The sequence below is a fragment of the Pseudomonas neuropathica genome (assembly GCF_015461835.1).
GTDB classification, from domain to species: Bacteria; Pseudomonadota; Gammaproteobacteria; order Pseudomonadales; family Pseudomonadaceae; genus Aquipseudomonas; species Aquipseudomonas neuropathica.
In genome coordinates, this window is record NZ_JACOPX010000018.1 from 33,151 (window position 1) to 50,110 (window position 16,960).

Annotated in this window: 9 protein-coding genes; 4 read left to right on the plus strand and 5 right to left on the minus strand. The window is 62.4% G+C overall.

The features are described 5' to 3' along the window. Positions 1 to 167: 167 nt before the first annotated feature. Entirely contained in the window at positions 168 to 10,691 is a 10,524-nt protein-coding gene (locus H8F23_RS23950; RefSeq protein ID WP_194936023.1) for an autotransporter-associated beta strand repeat-containing protein, read from the minus strand. 512 nt (positions 10,692 to 11,203) lie between these two features. On the opposite strand from H8F23_RS23950, the gene H8F23_RS23955 reads away from it, so the two are divergent. Both H8F23_RS23955 and H8F23_RS23960 read left to right on the plus strand, forming a co-directional pair. Further along, positions 11,204 to 12,163, plus strand: coding sequence for a nucleoside-specific channel-forming protein Tsx (locus H8F23_RS23955; RefSeq protein WP_194936024.1), 960 nt, complete (start codon positions 11,204 to 11,206; stop codon positions 12,161 to 12,163). A 15-nt stretch (positions 12,164 to 12,178) separates the two neighbouring features. Further along, complete coding sequence (locus H8F23_RS23960) at positions 12,179 to 13,201, plus strand: purine-nucleoside phosphorylase (protein ID WP_093433881.1); 1,023 nt, start codon at positions 12,179 to 12,181, stop codon at positions 13,199 to 13,201. A gap of 122 nt (positions 13,202 to 13,323) precedes the next feature. On the opposite strand, the gene H8F23_RS23965 is transcribed toward H8F23_RS23960, so the two are convergent. From H8F23_RS23965 to H8F23_RS23975, 3 genes are all read right to left on the minus strand, one after another. Then, complete coding sequence (locus H8F23_RS23965) at positions 13,324 to 14,280, minus strand: quinone oxidoreductase family protein (protein ID WP_194936025.1); 957 nt, start codon at positions 14,278 to 14,280, stop codon at positions 13,324 to 13,326. A 29-nt stretch (positions 14,281 to 14,309) separates the two neighbouring features. Next, positions 14,310 to 14,483: a DUF1427 family protein gene (locus tag H8F23_RS23970; RefSeq protein WP_093433877.1), complete on the minus strand. Its 174-nt coding sequence runs from the start codon at positions 14,481 to 14,483 to the stop codon at positions 14,310 to 14,312. 221 nt (positions 14,484 to 14,704) lie between these two features. Continuing rightward, positions 14,705 to 15,487, minus strand: coding sequence for an AraC family transcriptional regulator (locus tag H8F23_RS23975; RefSeq protein WP_194936027.1), 783 nt, complete (start codon positions 15,485 to 15,487; stop codon positions 14,705 to 14,707). A gap of 136 nt (positions 15,488 to 15,623) precedes the next feature. On the opposite strand from H8F23_RS23975, the gene H8F23_RS23980 reads away from it, so the two are divergent. Next, entirely contained in the window at positions 15,624 to 15,851 is a 228-nt protein-coding gene (locus H8F23_RS23980; protein ID WP_093433873.1) for a DUF6555 family protein, read from the plus strand. Between the two features lie 39 nt (positions 15,852 to 15,890). After that, a complete protein-coding gene (locus H8F23_RS23985) occupies positions 15,891 to 16,163 on the plus strand; it encodes a hypothetical protein (RefSeq protein ID WP_194936028.1) in 273 nt (90 codons plus the stop codon). 23 nt (positions 16,164 to 16,186) lie between these two features. Here the strand turns inward: H8F23_RS23985 and H8F23_RS23990 are convergent, their stop codons facing one another. After that, the gene (locus H8F23_RS23990; RefSeq protein WP_194936029.1) at positions 16,187 to 16,354 is read right to left on the minus strand and encodes a metallothionein; all 168 of its coding nucleotides are present in this window, start codon (positions 16,352 to 16,354) and stop codon (positions 16,187 to 16,189) included. Between the last annotated feature and the right edge of the window lie 606 nt (positions 16,355 to 16,960).

Below are 16,960 nucleotides of genomic sequence, written 5' to 3' on the forward strand. Positions count from 1 at the left end.
TCCCACGCTCCGCGTGGGAATGCAGACCGGGACGCTCCGCGTCCCTTCCGGAGCCGGAACGCGGAGCGTCCCTAGAGGCATTCCCACGCAGAGCGTGGGAACGAGCAGCTTGAGGCAAGGCAAAAAAAACCGCCCTCGCGGGCGGCTAAAAGTGCTTCGACCCTAAATCAGAAGCCAAGGCTGAAGCTGATGGTCACCGCATGGTCGTTGCTGTCGTTCGACAGTTGGCCCGAGTAGCCGACCCCGAGTTTGCCGGTCGGGCTGATCTGGAAGTCGACCCCCGCTTCGACGATGGCGCTGTCCTTGGCGATCGGCACACCTTGGGTGCTGAACGAGGCGCCGCCGTCGATGAAGGTCAGATCGGCGTCAGGCTTGGTGTCACCAAACGCATGGCGCCAGCCGAGCGCCGCGCGCGGGGTGAATTGCCCGCCGTTGGCCAGGGTGATGACTTTGCCGGCACGCACGCCGAGGGTCGAGAAGGTGATGTCCTGATCGGCATCGGCCTCCAGGCGCCCTGCTCCGCCTTTCTCCTTGGCTTTGTCAGTGTCGTAGTTGACGTAGGCCAGACCGGCGAACGGCTCAAGGGCAATGCCGCCGGCGTCAATCGTGTAACCGACTTCACCGAACACCTGCGCACTGCGCGCGTCGTAGTTGGCTTTCAAGCGGTCGTTGTAGCTGCCGACGCTAACGTTGCGTTTGGTCTCGATGTCGTGCCAGCTGTAAGCCGCGCCGAGGCGCACGGCCAGGGCATCGAACTGCGAGTTGAGGTACGCGGCCAGGTGGTAGCTTTCGACGGTGGCGTCCGAGCGACGATCATGGGCATCAAGGTCGCTGCGGGTGTAACCGGCGGCCATGCCCACGCGCCACTGGTCATCGAGTTGCTTGTCGGTGCCGAGCATGAAGCCGCTGAGGTTACGGTCGAGTTTCGCCGCGTTGCTGTCGCCATCCGACTCACCCCACGAACCAAGAGCACGCGCCCAGCCAACCATTTCGCCGTGGCAACCGTTGCTGCTCAGTTGGTTGTCACTTGGCGCCAGGGCACGGCGTGGATCATCCGCCGCGCTGCACGACGGCTGGCGCATGCGATCGTTGACCGCGTCACGCACGTAGCGCGAATCCTCAAGGATCGCACTGGCGGTACTGGCGTGGATCTCACCGGACAGACTGTCGAAGGCATTGCGCGCACCGGCGACACTGAGGTTGACGATCTCGTTCTGCAACGCCGCGCCCGCCGGGCCATTGTTCGACAGCGCAGTAGCAGTCCGGAACTGGTTGCCAGTGGCGGCGACATCGGCGAACGAATTGCCATTGCGGCTGACCACCAGGTTCACTGCATTGGCGTCATACACCAGTGCCGTGTTGAGGAACGCGTATTGCGGCAGGTCCGCAGCGCTGAAGGTGCCATTCACGCCCCCGCCTGCGGTGATCAGCGAGTACGTGGTGTTGCCGGTGAACGGTGCCAGCGAGTTCACTTGCAAAGCGCCGCCCAGCGTTGCGGTGCCACCGACGGCCAGCGGTGTCGCGGTTGGCGAACTGACGGTCAGCGCCAGCACACCATCGCTGGCGTTGGTCAGGTTACCGGCCACGCTCAGGATGCCTGCTTCGGAGCCCGAGGCGACAACGCCATGGTTGACCACCGAACCGACACTGCCGTTACCACTCAACCCCGCGCCGTTGGCCACGGTGACTTGCCCGCCCAGCGAAGCCCGCGCCGACCGGCTGCCGACTTGCAGCACGCCTTGATCGACCGCGACCGTGCCGCTGAACGGATTATCACCGGTCAACAGCAAGGTGCCGGTGCCGCGTTTGAGCATCGCGCCAAGTCCGCGCAACGATCCATTGAACTGACCGTTGAAGTTCTGCACGAAGAACAGCGAAGCGTTGTTGAGGATATTGCCTTGCAGGCTGGTGGTGTTACCGACCAGTGTACCGCCGCTGACGGTGGTGCCACCGCTGTAGGTGTTGGCGCCACTGAGCACCAGCGTGCCGGAATCGAGTTTTTCGATCCCGCCAGTGCCCACCAGCGGTGCGGAGATTTCCGCACTCGCGCCGGCGTTGACGCGCACCGGTGCAAGGCTGCCGTCCGCGCCATTGACCGGGGTCAGCGTAGCGCCAGCCCCCGGAACCAGGCTGTAGCCGCCGGAGAGGAATTGCAGGCCGGTGAAATTCTGACTGCCCTGCACGGTAACCGTACCCGCCTGACCACCGAACACCGCGAACTGACCATTTGAAGCCAAGGCCTGAGTGCCGCTCGGATCGGTCCAGTTGGTGCCGGGGCCCCATACACCACTGCCACCACCGATGCTGCCGTCCGGATTGGTGGTGCCACCGTTCCAGAACTGCACCTCACCCGGCGTGCCTTGCACCAGCAGGTTGATCTGATTGGCAATAGCGGTTTGCAGGGTCAGATTGGCCGCCGACACCGGCAGGCTGCCATACACCAGACCGTTGTCGGTCAGGCTGCCGCCGTAGCGGAACAGTTGATAAACGCCGGTGCCGAAACCGCCGGCATTGCTGATGTTCAGCGTGCCATCGAGGGTCAGGTTGCCGGCGACGTTGACCACAGTAGTCGTACTGGCCGCCGAGCCGAGGCTGAAGTCCAGATTGGTCCCCGACGACAGGGCCAGCGAACCGACTGACAACGGCGTCGCGGTGCCGCCACCGGCCAGCGTCGCACCGTCGGCCAGTTGCACAGCGCCACCGAGCTGACCGCCACCGCCGATGCTCGCGCCGCTGGCAACGTTGACGTTGGCGCTGTTGAGCACACCGTTGACGATCAGGTTGCCAGCCTGCACCGAGGTGTTGCCGGTGAAGGTGTTGTTGCCGGTCAGGAGCAATTGACCGGTACCGGTTTTGTTCAGCGTACCGGCGCCAGTGAGATTGCCGGTGTAACTGCCATCGGTGTTTTGTTCGAAGGTCAGCGTCGCGTTGTTGACGATCGCACCTTGCAGGCTGCTGGTGTCACCGCGCGTCGTGCCGCCGTTCAGGGTGGTGCCGCCGCTGTAGGTGTTGGCGCCACTGAGGACGAGATCGCCGGCACCATTTTTCAGCAGACTGCCGGTGCCGGTCACCGCACCGATCAGCGTGGTGTTCTGATTGCCGGCGAGGGTCAGTTGCGCGCCAAGGTTGATGGCGTTGGCCAGTTGCAGCGCCGAGGTGCTGTCGAGGGTGCCATTGCCGCTCACGTTGAGCGCAGCGCTGCTGAGTGCACTGTTGTTGCCGAGAATCAGCGTACCGCCGGCGAGTTGAGTACCACCGGTGTAAGTGTTGCTGCCGTTGAGGGTCAGGCTCGATGCGCCGGCCTTGATCAGGCTGCCGCTGCCGCTGACCACGCCGTCGAGGGTCAAGGCGTTGGAGCCGGCAACGGTCAATCCACCGTTGACGACCACGTCGTTGCCCAGGCTGACGGCCGCATTGCTGTCCAGCGCCGTGCCGTCAGCAGCGGTCAGCACACCCGTGCCAAGCGCGGCGTTGTTGCCGACCACGATTTTGCCGCCGTTCAGCGCGGTGCCGCCGGTGTAGCCGTTGGCTGCGTTGAGCACCAGCGTACCCGTGTCGTATTTGCCCAGCGTGCCGCTGCCATTGAGCGCGACACCGATGGTTGCCGTGGCATTCGGGTCAACCCGCACCGTGGCATTGCCCAGCGAACCGTTGACCAGATTCAGCGAACCCGCCGTGCCGTTCACCAGGCTGTAGCCATCGGTGACGAACTGCATGCCAGTGATGGTTTGTGCGCCGTTGACAATGACCGTGCCGGCCGCGCCCTGGAACACCGCGAAGTTGTTGGTCCAGGCCTGGTTGGTGGTGCCGTTGACGTCGGTCCAGTTGGTGGTGCCGGTGCCCCAGGTGCCGCTGCCGCCTTCGACCGAACCGTTGGCCACCAGTTGATTACCGTCCCAGAATTGCACGGTAACGCCCGGTGCAGTCACCAGCAGGTTGATCTGATTGGCCAGCGCGGTTTGCAGAGTCAGATCGCCCGGCGTCACGCTGCCCGGCACGGTGCCGATCAACATGCCGTTGTCGGTCAGGCCGCCGGTGTAGTTGATCAGGCGATAGACGCCGCTGCCGAAACCGCCGATGTCACTGACGTTGAGGGTGCCGTCGAGAGTCAGGTTGCCGCCGACATTGACCAGCGCATTGCCGCCGCCGGACACCGGTGTGCCGAGACCGACGTCGAAGTTGGAATTGCCGTTGAACACCAGTGAACTGACGCTCAGCGTACTGCCGCTGACGCCCGCCAGATGACCGCCATCGGCCACCGTCACGGCACCGGTCAAGGTGCCGCTGCCACCGAGGGTGCCGCCGTTGTTGACCAGCACATTGCCGCTGGCCAGCGAACCGTTGACCTGCAAGCTGCCGGCGTTGACGTTGGTATCACCAGTCAGGTCGCTGATGCCGCTGAGGGTCAGGGTGCCCGTGCCGAGTTTGCTCAGCCCGCCATCACCGCTGAGTATGCCGGCAAACGTGCTGCTGACGTTGTTGCCACCGAGGCTCAGCGTATTGCCAGTGCCGACCAGCGCAGTGCCGCTGCCGGTGAGGCTGGCAAGGCTACCCGAAGCACCGAGATTGAGCGCTGCGCCGCTAGCGAGATTGACCGTGGCGTTGTTGCCCAGCGCCCCGCCACTGAGCGTGGTCAGGCTGCCAGCGAGCACATCGAACGTGCCGCTGAACGTGTTGCTGCCGCTCAATGTCACGTCGGCCAGACCGTTTTTGCTCAGCGTACCGGCGCCGGCAATCACACCGCCAAGGGTCAGGTTGTTGTTACCGGCCACGGCCAGATTCGCGTTGACGTTGAGGTTGTTGGCCAGCACCAGTGGCGCGGAATTGTCGAGGGTCGAAGCACCGGCCACAGTCAGTGCGCCACTGCCCAGAGAGCCGCCAGTGCCAAGGGTCAGCGTACCGGCATTCAGTGTGGTGCCGCCGGAGTAAGTATTGATGCCGTTAAGGGTCAGGTTCGACGCGCCGTTCTTGATCAGCCCGCCCGCGCCGCTGACGACGCCCGCGACGGTCAGGTTGTTGCTGCCAATGTTGCTCAGATTGGCGTTGAGCACGACGTTGTTGCCCAGGCTCAGCGCGCTGTTGCTGTCCAGCGCCGAGGCGCCGGCTACGGTGAGATTGCCCAGACCCAGCGCTGAGTTACTGCCGGCGGTCAAGGTGCCAGCGTTCAAAGTGGTGCCGCCGAGGAAGTTGTTGTTGCCGCTGAGGGTCAGGTTGGCTGCGCCGTTTTTGCTCAGGCTGCCGGCGCCGTTGACCGTACCGGTCAGAGTCAGATCCGCCGTGCCGCCGATGCCAAGATTGCCGGCCAGGTTGACCGCGTTGTTCAGCGAAACGGCAGTGCTGGCATCCAGCGTGGTGCCGCCCGCTGCGTTCAACGTGCCGGAACCCAGCGCCGAGTTCGACGCCAGAATCAGTCCACCGGCGTTCAAGGCTACCGGGCCAAGGAAGGCGTTGTTGCCGCCGAGGGTCAGGTTGGCCGTGCCGGTTTTGATCAGGCCACCGGTGCCGCCAATCACGCCGTTGAGGGTCAGTGCATTGCTGCCGACGATGGTCAGGTTGCCGTTCAGCGTCGCCGCGTTGGCCAGTGTCACCGCTGCGTTGCTGTCCAGTTGCGTACCGGCATTCGCCGTCAACGTACCTGTGCCGAGCGCAGTATTGCTGCCAACGATGATCTTGCCGCCGTCCAGTTGCGTGCCGCCGGTATAAGTGTTGGCACCACCGAGCACCAGGGTGCCGGCGTCGAGTTTATTGAGGATGCCGCTGCCATCGATATTGGCATTGATCGTCGCCGTCACGCCCGGATCAACGCGCAACGAAGTCGTGCCGCCGGTGCCGTTGACCGCCGTGAGTTGCCCCGCCGCGCCGTTGACCACGTTGTAGCCGTCGGTGAGGAATTGCATGCCGGTGAAGGCTTGCGTGCCGTTCACCGTCACGGTGCCGGCGGTGCCCTGAAACACCGCGAAGTCGCCGGCCCATGGTTGATTGACCAGACCGTTGGCATCGGTCCAGTTGGTACCGACCGCACTCCACGTGCCGCTGCCGCCATCGACCACGCCGTTGGCAATGGTCTGGCTGCCGTCCCAGTAGCGGATGTTGCTGTTCGGCGCCGAGACTTGAATGTTGATCTGATTGGCCACGCCGGTTTGCACCAGCAGATCGCCGAGGCCGTAGCCGACCGGCACGCTGGCGACGTCCAGACCGAGGTTGGTCAGGGCGCCGGTGTAGTTGAACAGGCGATATACACCAACGCCAAAACCGCCGGCATCGGTGACGTTGAGATTGCCGTCGAGGGTGAGGTTACCGCCGATGTTCATCAGTGAAGTGGTGGACGGCGTGCCCAACGCCACATCGACATTGCTGCCCGCGCCGAGGGTCAGCGCACCGGCGGACAGCTGGTTGCCCGACGACAACGCCAGATGACCGCCGCTATTGACGTTGACGCTACCAAGCGCCGAACCGGTGCCGGTCAGCGTACCGCCGGTGTTGACGTTGACCTGTGCACTGGCCAGCGAACCGCTGAGGTCGACGATGCCGCCATTGATCGCAGTGTTGCCGGTGATACCGCTGATCCCGCTGAGGTTCAAGGTACCGGTGCCGACTTTGACCAGACCGCCGCTGCCACTGAGGTCACCGTCAAACGTACTGGTGACGTTGCCGCTGCCGACGGTCAGGGTGTTGCTGCCGGTCAGTTGCACACTGCCGCTGCCGCTCAGCGCGCCGAGGCTGGCGTCACTGCCCAGATTCAGCCCGGCGCCGGCACTGATGTTGACACCGGAGGTATTACCCAACGCGTTGGTATTGAGCGTGGTGACGCTGCCCGAGACGATATTCAACGCGCCGGTGAAGGTGTTGTTGCCGGCCAGAGCCAGGTCAGACAGACCGTTTTTGGTCAGGCTACCGGCGCCGTCGATGATGCCGTTCAAGCTCAAATCGTTATTGCCGGCCACGGTCAGCCCAGCGTTCAAAGTAACCGCGTTACCGATGCCAAACGAAGCGCTGTTATCCAGCGTTGCCGCGCCACCGACGATTAATGCGCCGCTGCCCAGACCGTTGGCATTGCCCAGAGTCAGCGTGCCAGCATTGAGCGTGGTGCCGCCGCTGAACGTGTTATTGCCGTTAAGTGTCAGGTTGGCCGCGCCGTCCTTGATCAGTTGACCGGTGCCACTGGTGACGCCGCCGAGGGTCAGATTCTGCGTGCCGCCCACGGTCAGCGCCGCATTCAGGGCGACGGCGTTGTTGAGGCTGACCAGCGGCGAGTTGCTGTCCAGTGTCGCCGCACCGGCAACGGTCAGCGCACCGGAACCCAGCGCCGAACTGTTGCCGACAGTCAGGGTGCCGGCATTCAGCGTGGTGCCGCCGAGGTAGTTGTTGGCGGCGTTGAGAATCAGATTGGCCGCGCCGTCCTTCACCAGACTGCCAGCGCCGCTGACCAGACCGGTCAGGGTCGTATTCGCCGTGCCGCCGATATTCAAGGCACCGGCGAGTGCCACGGCATTGTTCAGGCTGACCGCCGTGTTGGCGTCCAGCGTGGTGTTGGCCGCCGCGTTCAACGTACCGGAACCCAGCGCGGTGTTGCTGCCGACAATCAGTTTGCCGCTGTTCAACGCGGTGTTGCCAAAATAAGTATTGGCGCCGTTGAGGGTCAGGTCGGCAGCGCCGTTCTTGGTCAGCCCACCGATACCGGCGACTACGCCGCCGAGGGTCAGCGCATTGCTGCCACCCAAGGTCAGAGTGCCGCCGAGGTTGACGTTATTGGCCAGCGTTGCCGCAGTGCTGGCATCAAGGGTGGTGCCGTTCGAGGCGTTCAGTGTGCCGGTACCGAGGGCAGTGTTGGAGCCGACAATCAGCGAACCGGCATTCAGCGCGGTGGTGCCGGCGTAGGTGTTATTCCCGGTAAGCGTGAGGCTCGATGCACCGGTCTTGATCAGGCCATTGCTGCCACTGATTACACCGCCGAGGGCCAGTGCGTTGGCGCCGCCCGCCGTGAGGTTGGCGTTGAGGATCACGTTATTGTTCAGGGTCACGGCAGAGCTGCTGTTGAGGGTCCCTGCACCTTCCACCGTCAAAGCACCAGTGCCCAATGCTGCGCCATTGCCGACGGTCAGGCTGCCGGCATCGAGCACGACACCGCCGCTGTGAGTATTGACCCCATTGAGGGTGAGATTGGCAGTGCCGTTTTTCACCAATTGGCTGGTGCCACTGATGACGCCGCCGAGGGTCAGCGCGTTGCTGCCGCCAATCCTCAGCGTGTCGTTGACAATGATGTTGTTGTTCAGCGTTACCGCTGCATTGCTGTCGAGCGTCGCCACACCACCCACGGTGATGTTGCCGCTACCCAGCGCCGCGTTGGCACCTGCGGTGATGGTGCCGGCGTTCAACGCGACGGCACCGAGGAAGGTGTTGGCGCCGTTGAGAATCAGATTGGCCGCGCCGTTTTTGGTCAATCCGCCACTGCCGCTGACGATGCCGCCGAGGGTCAGGTTGGCGCTGCCGCCGACGTTGAGGTTGCCGCCGAGGGAGACCGCGTTGGTCAGCGCCACTGCGGTGCTGGCATCCAGCGTAGTGCCCGCCGCCGTGGTCAAGGCGCCAGTGCCCAGCGCGGTGTTGCTGCCAACAATCAGCGTGCCAGCATTGAGCGCGGTACCGCCGGAGAAAGTGTTGTTGCCGCTGAGCGTCAGGTTGGCGGTGCCGTTCTTGATCAGGTTGCCGACGCCGCTGACAACGCCGCTCAGGCCCAATGCCTGAGTGCCGCCGATGGTCACCCCGCCCGCCAGCGCAACGGCGTTGGCCAATGTCACTGCGGCAGTCGCATCCAGCGTGGTACCCGCCGCCGCATTCAGTGCGCCAGTCCCCAGCGCGGTGTTGCTGCCAACGAACAGGCTGCCGGCATTGAGCAGCGTGTTGCCGCTGTTGGTGTTGTTGCCGCTCAAGGTCAGGCCGGCGCTGCCGGATTTGGTAATCCCGCCAGTGCCAGACAACACGCCGCCGAGTGTCAGGGCATTGCTGCCGAGCACGTTGAGCGCACCGGTCATACCGATGTTATTGGCCAGAGTGACGTTGGCGGTGCTGTCCAGACTGGTACCGGCGGCGGTATTCAGCGCGCCACTGCCCAGCGAATCATTGTTGGTCACCAACAGGCTACCGGCGCTGAGGGTGGTGGTGCCGGTGAAACCGGTATTGGCACCGCTGACGGTCAGGCTACCGCTGCCGGTTTTGGTCAGGCCGCTGCTGCCGCTGATCAAACCGCCGAGGGTCAGTGCTCCGGTGCCGCCAGCCGTCAGGGTGCCGCCGAGGCTGATGGCGTTGGCCAGGCTGATCGTGCCCGGTGCGCTCAATGTTGTCGCGCCGGTGACGTTGAGGGTGCCGGTGCTCAGCGCAAGATTGTTGCCCAACTGCACGGTGCCGCCGTTGAGCGTGGTGTTGCCCAGGTAGGTGTTGGCGGCGCTGAGGCTCAGTTGCCCGGAACCGACCTTGGTCAGGCCACCGCTGCCGGAAATGACGCCGCTCAGGGTGGTGGCGTTAGTGCCTTGCACGGTCACGCCACCCGCGCCGAGGGAGATCAGATTGCTGATGTTCAACCCGGCATTGCTGGCCTGCAGAGTCCCGCCGTTGGAGGTGATTACGCCGCTGCCGAAGGTGGCGTTGTTGTTGAAATTCGCGATACCGCCGTTGAGTGTGGTCGCGCCGCTGACCAATGGCCCCTGCAAGGTCCAGGTGCCGCTGTTGAGGGTCAGGTTGTTGAAGTTGATGTAGGTGGCGCTCGATGCCGTGCCAGTCCCGGTGATACCGCCGCCGACGCCAGCCGGGTTTTGCAGGATCAGGCTGTTGGTGCCGCCCGCACCGCCATCCACCGTACCGGTCGGGGCGAAGGTCAGGTTGATGCCGATCAAACCGCCGAGGCTCACGCTGATCTGTACACCGTCACCGACGTTGACGCTGGAGCCCGTCACTGCCGTGAAGGTGTTGGTACTCGCCGCACCCATCGACACACCGCCGGTAATCGCACCGGCGTTTGTGAAGGTATTGCCCGCCGCCGACGTTTCGAACGCGATTCGGCCGTTGATGACGCCGGTGTTGCTGTTGGTCATGTTGACCTGCGAACCACCGTAGACGCCGATCACCGGGGTATCCGCCAACGTGATGCCGCCGATCGAGAGTCCTGTCGAGGTGATGGTGCCGTTGTTGGTGATGCTGGTGGTGCCGGTTGCCGCGTTGTTAACCGAAAGGGCCAGGCCGTCGATGCTCGTCAGGTTCAGCCCCAGTAACATCCCGGTGCCCCGCATAATCGCGCCAGCGTTGTTGAGCACGCTGACCGTGCTGGTAGCGCCGCTGCCGATGAATGCCCCGCCACTCAAAACCGACACCAGACCGAGGACTGCCGGGTCGATAATGCCGGAGTTGTTCAGGGTGATGTTGACCCCCGTCAGGTCCATGACATGCCCGCCAAGGGTCGCGTTCATCTGCGCGCCGCTGTTGACGTTGACCGTCAGGTTATTAGAGGCACTGGCAAAGTCGTTGGGAACCAGTGGCAGTGGCGGCACCCCCGTGCACGTCACGATTGAACCGGCCGTGGAGCACGTGGCCAGCGCAGGTGCGCTGACCCCGCCGAACAACAGCCCGGCGACGCTCAGGTGCACAGCAAGGGAAAGAGGGGAAAAACGCGAAACGAGGGCGACACCAAACCTTGCTTCCACGGGCTGCTCCTTGTCGTGGCCAATTTCTTCCTTGAGGGCGCGCAGAGACGTGCTTATTCCACACGCGAATCAAGACTGCGACGGTCATCACAAAACCGCGTTATTGGGGTCAAAGCTAGTAGACGCCCGGCAATGGGGCACGGATTAAATGGTGTTAATACTTTAATACTAGAGGCGTCTGGAATCGGCGTTTCAGCCCGTATTCATTGCCTGTAATGAGATTAAAAACTGTGGGAGCGAGCTTGCTCGCGAATGCGTTGTGTCAGCTTGCGGATACTTTTCTGATACCCCGCCTTCGCGAGCAAGCTCGCTCCCACAGGGAACCGCAGGGTCTGCAAACCCGCGCTTGACCGATCCATCAGGAAATACTGAAAAAGGACAGAATTTTCAGCCCTTTGAAGGTTTTGGTACGTCTTGTGCAAACGTTTGCGCAATGGCAATCCCAGCGTTTTCGTAACAAAACCGTACAAGCCCACGGAATCCGGGCCCTGATCCGCAAAAAAGGACTTTGAATGCCCATCGCATGCCCTTTTCGCGCACCTTTACCGTGCACGTTTGCTGTTTCCCTGCTACTGACCGGCGTTACCGGACTTCTCAGTCCCAGCGCTCTGGCGCAACCGGTCGCCAAGGAAGAATCCGCCCAGGGCGAAGCCCTCAGCCCCGAAGCCAGCCCGCCGAAACAAGGCGCGTACCTGTCGGACTGGTACAACCAGGATCTGATGCTGATCGGCAGCAAGGACATCAGCTTCGGCCCGCAACCGGCTGATGACATCTATCTGGAATACGAGTACTTCGGCCGCAAAGGCCCGTTCGAGTTATACGGCTACATCGACATCCCGAAGATCTTCAACATCGGCAACAGCCACGACAAAGGCGTGTGGGATCACGGCTCGCCGGTGTTCATGGAGCACGAACCGCGCATCTCCATCGACTACCTCGCCGGCCGCAGCCTGGCCATCGGTCCGTTCAAGGAATGGTATGTGGCGTTCGACTGGATCTACGACCACGGCAGCCGCAAAGAGAACCGCGCCAACACCCTCTACAGCGGTTTCGGCACCGACATCGACACCCATTCGCGGGTCAATCTGTCGGCCAACCTCTACGGTCGCTACCAGTGGGAAAACTACGGTGCGAGCAACGAATATTCGTGGGACGGCTATCGCGCGCAACTGAAGTACATCGTGCCGATCGACAAATTCAGCAACGGCGCGTCGCTGACCTACATCGGTTTCACCAACTTCGATTTCGGCTCGGACATCCACAAGGACAACCCTGCGCGCACGGCCAACGCAACAGTGGCGACCAACGTCTTGCTCTACTCGTTCACTCACTTGCGCTTCACCCTGGTCGGCCGTTATTTCCACAACGGCGGCAACTGGGAAGACGGCAGCGAGCTGAATTTTGGCGACGGCAATTTCCGCGCACGTTCCAACGGCTGGGGTTACTACGCCGGCGTCGGTTATCAGTTCTGAATCAAGGAGTTTTCCATGCAAGCAATGATGCGTTTGACCCTGGCCGGTGCGGCCCTGCTCTCCTCCACCGCGTGGGCCGCCGAAGCACCGATGCAACCGAAAGTCGTGCTGATCACCATGTTCGCCCCCGAGGCGCAGCATTGGATCGATCGCCTGGAGCTGAAGCAGGAAATCCGCGTGCCGGGCCTGTCCGCCGAGTACCCGAGCATCCGCTGCAACACGCAACAGGTGTGCCTGCTGACCACCGGCATGGGCCAGACCAACGCCGCCGCCTCGACCCTGGCATTGGCCTTGTCGCCGAAATTCGACCTGCGCAAAAGTTACTTCCTGATCGCCGGTATCGCCGGCATCAGCCCGAAACACGGGACTATCGGCACCGCCGCGTGGGCGCATTATCTGGTGGAGTTCGGCACGCAATGGGAGATCGATTCGCGCGATGCGCCGTCGAGTTGGCCGACCGGCTACCTGGGCATCAACACCAAAGGCCCGAACGAAAAACCACCGTTGGACTACAAGACCGAAGTCTTTGAACTCAACCCGAAACTGCAGGCCAAGGCGTTCGCCCTGAGCCACAAGGTCGAACTGAGCGAAAGCAGGGAATCCGCCGCGTGGCGCCTGAAATACCCGTCGGCCCCGGCCAATCAACCACCGGTGGTTACCCGTTGCGACACACTGGCCGGCAACACCTGGTTCTCCGGCACGCGCTTGAGCGAACGGGCCGAGGTCTGGACCAAGTTGTTGACCGATAACAAGGGCGAATACTGCACGACGCAGCAGGAAGACAACTCCACCTATGAGGCTTTGCTGCGTGCCAGTCGCGAAGGTCTGGTCGACGTGCAACGTCTGGCCGTGGTGCGTGCCGGGTCCGATTTTGATCGTCCAGAGCCGGGCGGCAGTGAAGTGGACAACCTGCTCAAGTACGCCGATCAGGGCGGCTTCGTGCCGGCGCTGGAGAACCTCTATCGCGCGGGGAATCCGCTGGTGCAGGACATCCTGAAAAACTGGTCGGCGTGGGAAAACGGCGTCCCGCAATCCTGAACCCAATACCAATCAACTGTAGGAGTGAGCCTGCTCGCGATCGCAGTGTGTCAGTCACTCATGATTAAACTGACACACCGCGATCGCGAGCAGGCTCACTCCTACAGGGGTTTTGGGGTGTGTCAGGGGATGAGGATGACCTTGTCGCCGCTGCCCTGATTCACATCCGCATAACGCTGTAGTCCCTCGCCCAACGGCGCCTCGACCAACCCTTGCGGCAACGGCAACAAGCCTTCATCGAAGAACCGCCCGAACTGCTCGAGCATCGCCGCACACGCTTCAACGCCATACAACAACGAATTGATCCCGACCACCGAACCGCCCTTGCGATACAGCGCCAATGCCGGTAATTGCACATGCCCGTCCACTGGTGCGGCGATGATCGCGATCCGTCCGAACGTGGCCAATGCCGCCACCGACGCTGGCAACCAGAAACCGGTGGTGTCGAAAATCACATCGGCGCCGCCGCGATACACCGCGTTGACCTGCGCGCCGAGGTCCTCAGGTTTATCCAGCTGGATCGTCTGATAACCCTGCGCCTGTAACTCCGCCACCTGCTCCGGGCGTCGCGCCGCTGCCAGCAACTGCGCACCACGCACTTTCGCCAGGGCCAATGCCGCCGAGGCCACCGCACCGCCGCCGATCACCAGCAAACGGGTTTCGGCCGTCACCAGACTGCGTTCCAGCGCATCCCACGCCGTTGTGTAGGGCACGCCGAGGCTGGCCGCCTGGGTGAAACTCAGGTGCGAAGGTTTGTGCGCCACGCCATTGGCCGGCAGTTTGACGAACTGCGCATGGGAACCGTCGGCAAAAAAGCCCAGCTCACGGCCAGTGCCCCAGACTTCCTGACCGATCAAGGCCTGCGGGCCTTCGACAACGACACCGGCAAAATCCCGACCGGGAATCCGTGGCAGCGTGGTGTAGGGGAAACGGCCCAGGACGTTTTTCACATCACTGGGATTCAGTCCGGCAGCCTTGATCTGCACCAGCACTTCGTCAGCGCTGGGTACCGGAGTCGGCACCTCGACGTAGCGTAGGGAAGACAGATCGCCGGTTTTATCGAATTGCAGTACTTTCATGGGGACATCCACCAAAGGAGAAAAAGAGTTCAGGACAGCCAGCCCGTCACCAGTTGCCGGCCCATCGGCCATAACTGTTCACCGGCAAGCATGCCGAGCAAACCGACCAGTGCGATGGCCGGTGGCGCCGGGGAACGGAAATCCAGCGCGCCATACAACAGGCCGACGCCCAGACCAATGGCCAGCGAAATCAGGTAGTTCATGGGGAGGAACTCCGCCGTTTGAAGGGAATGGGCAGAGTTTAGGGAACCGGCGGGGATGGCATCGGCCAAGGACTTCTGAATTTCGGACAAACCTTTGGAGCCAACACAATCCACTGTAGGAGTGAGCCTGCTCGCGATAGCAGTCTGTCAGTCACCGATGCATCAACAGACACACCGCTATCGCGAGCAGGCTCACTCCTACAGGTCTAATGCCAGTCTGATCATCCGCTGTGAGTCATGAATTGCGAGGGGGCGACACCCAATTCGCGGCGAAACATGTCGCTGAAACTACTGGGTGAATAGCCGAGCTCCCGGGCAATCACACTCACCGCCACGCCCTGAATCAGTTCCGCCACCGCCGTCGCCAACTGCACCTGCCGCCGCCACTCGGCGAAGCCCATGCCGAGGCTGTCCTTGAACAACCGCGCCAGCGTACGCACGCTGGCCCCGGCATTTGCCGCGTGCTGCTCGAACGGAATCTCCAGCGACGGCGCTGCCATGACCGCCTGGCACAGGTTCATCAAACGCCGATCGGAATCATCCGGCATCGGGATCTTCAACTGTGAACGCCTGGCGCGTTTGAGTTCCAGCAAGGCCAGCCCGACCAACGCCTCGTAGTAGGCCGGTTCACCACTGTCGCCCTGCTCCACCAGCCCGACAATCAACTCGCGCAGCAAACCGCCGACTTCGATCACCTGCACCGTCTGATCCAGCGTCGCCGCCAGCGCCGGACGCAGGTAGATATTGCGCATCTGCAAATCCGACACCACCCGAATCCCGTGCGGCACCCCCGGCGGCAACCACACCGCGCGCTGCGGCGGCACCACCAGCGCTTCGTGCGGGGTCTCGACCCACATCACCCCGCTCATCGCATACAGCAACTGCCCCCAGACATGCTCGTGCGGCTCGATAAACAAGCCGCGCGGATACGTGCGTGCCAGCGGTTGCACAGGCACATCGGTATCGCTGAGATCGGGCGGTGCGGCAAGGGCCATGGCGAGCATTCATTGGGGTTGGCGGGGAAACCATGGTACCCAGTGCGCCACGGCATCGCCAACGATAGAGACCGTCGGACAATCCGAATGAATTTTCCCGGTGCGCCGCGATCCCTCTAATACTACAGGGAGGAATACGGGCTTTATGAACAACGCAAAACTCTATGTCATCGAATACACCCTCCACGGCACGCCCAAGTCCTTCATTATCCGCTCGGACAAGATGGACAATGTCGAGGCGTGGCACTGGGCGAGCTGCGACGCCGGCGTCGGTCGCATCCCGCGCTTTGGCCGTGAGAAGGTGCAGAAGACCAGCAAACCGATGGCGGAAAAATTCGGCGTGGAAAACGTCGTGTGGCGACCGACCAGCTAAGCTCAGCCTGGCGATCGGCATCATTCGGGGGAATGCACCATGACCAACATCAACAGCCCGGCGCATCTGGACTATGGCCTTGATACGTTGTTCGGGCGTATCACCAAAAGCGTGGACTGCCGCGTTGGGCTGGAGGCGGTCGAGGATGATCCGTTTCGCTTTGCGCTGCGGGTGCCGGCACCGCTGCCGGAAGACCTCGACCAGGCGAAAACCGTGGTGGTCAGGGTTGAAGGCCGCCGGCTGCAAGGTACGGTGCGGCATACCGAACGAATGGACGATGAAAGTCTGAAACTGGAAGTGGAGCCTGATTAGGCTCCACTTTTTTATGCGTGCTGTTATTTCGGATGGGCGCAATGGCAGCCTTTGTTTGAACATTCTTCGCCACTTTTGTGGTGGTGAGCACAGGCCTCACAGCAATAGTGTTTGCCGTGGACGGCGTAGGCATGATCGCCTTCCTTGATAGTGCATTTGCAGTTGGGACAATCGCATTTTCTATCGGGCATGGGACAGACTCCTTGGGTGGGGGTTGTCTGGGGCTTGAAGGGTAAGCCGTGATAACCAGTGTAGAAGCTGTCGGAGATTTGGGGGGTTTGGGGGTTGGGGGCATATCCGTTGCTGCGGGTGTTGCCGCTGGCGGTTTCGCTCTTACAGCGAGTCCCTTTTTCAAACGCCGGAGTGCCGGCCCAGCAAAAAGGAACCAAAAGGCTTTGCCCCGGCGTACGGCACTTCGCTGAGGCTCAGTGTTCCCTCGCTGCGGGATCGATCCGGGGGCAGCGTCTACGGTTTGCTTCGCTGCACCTCCTCTCGATGAATGCGGCTGCGCCGCACGGCGCTGCGCGCCTACCCCCAGATGAACACCTCCGCTCGGCCTGCCGAAGGGGCAAAAGATCAAAAGCCGAAGCCAAAGCAAGATCACAAGCCAGATCAAGAGCCCCTCACCCTAGCCCTCTCCCAGAGGGAGAGGGGACTGGCGGTGGTGTTTGGAAGAGTTACGCCGACGTGCGATACCGCGGTGAACTCAGGCTTTGAAAAGCCCACAGATCGGCTCCGTCTCCCTCGGGAGAGGGCTGGGCGGGCGGCGTTAAGATGAGGGGCAGCAACAACGCAAA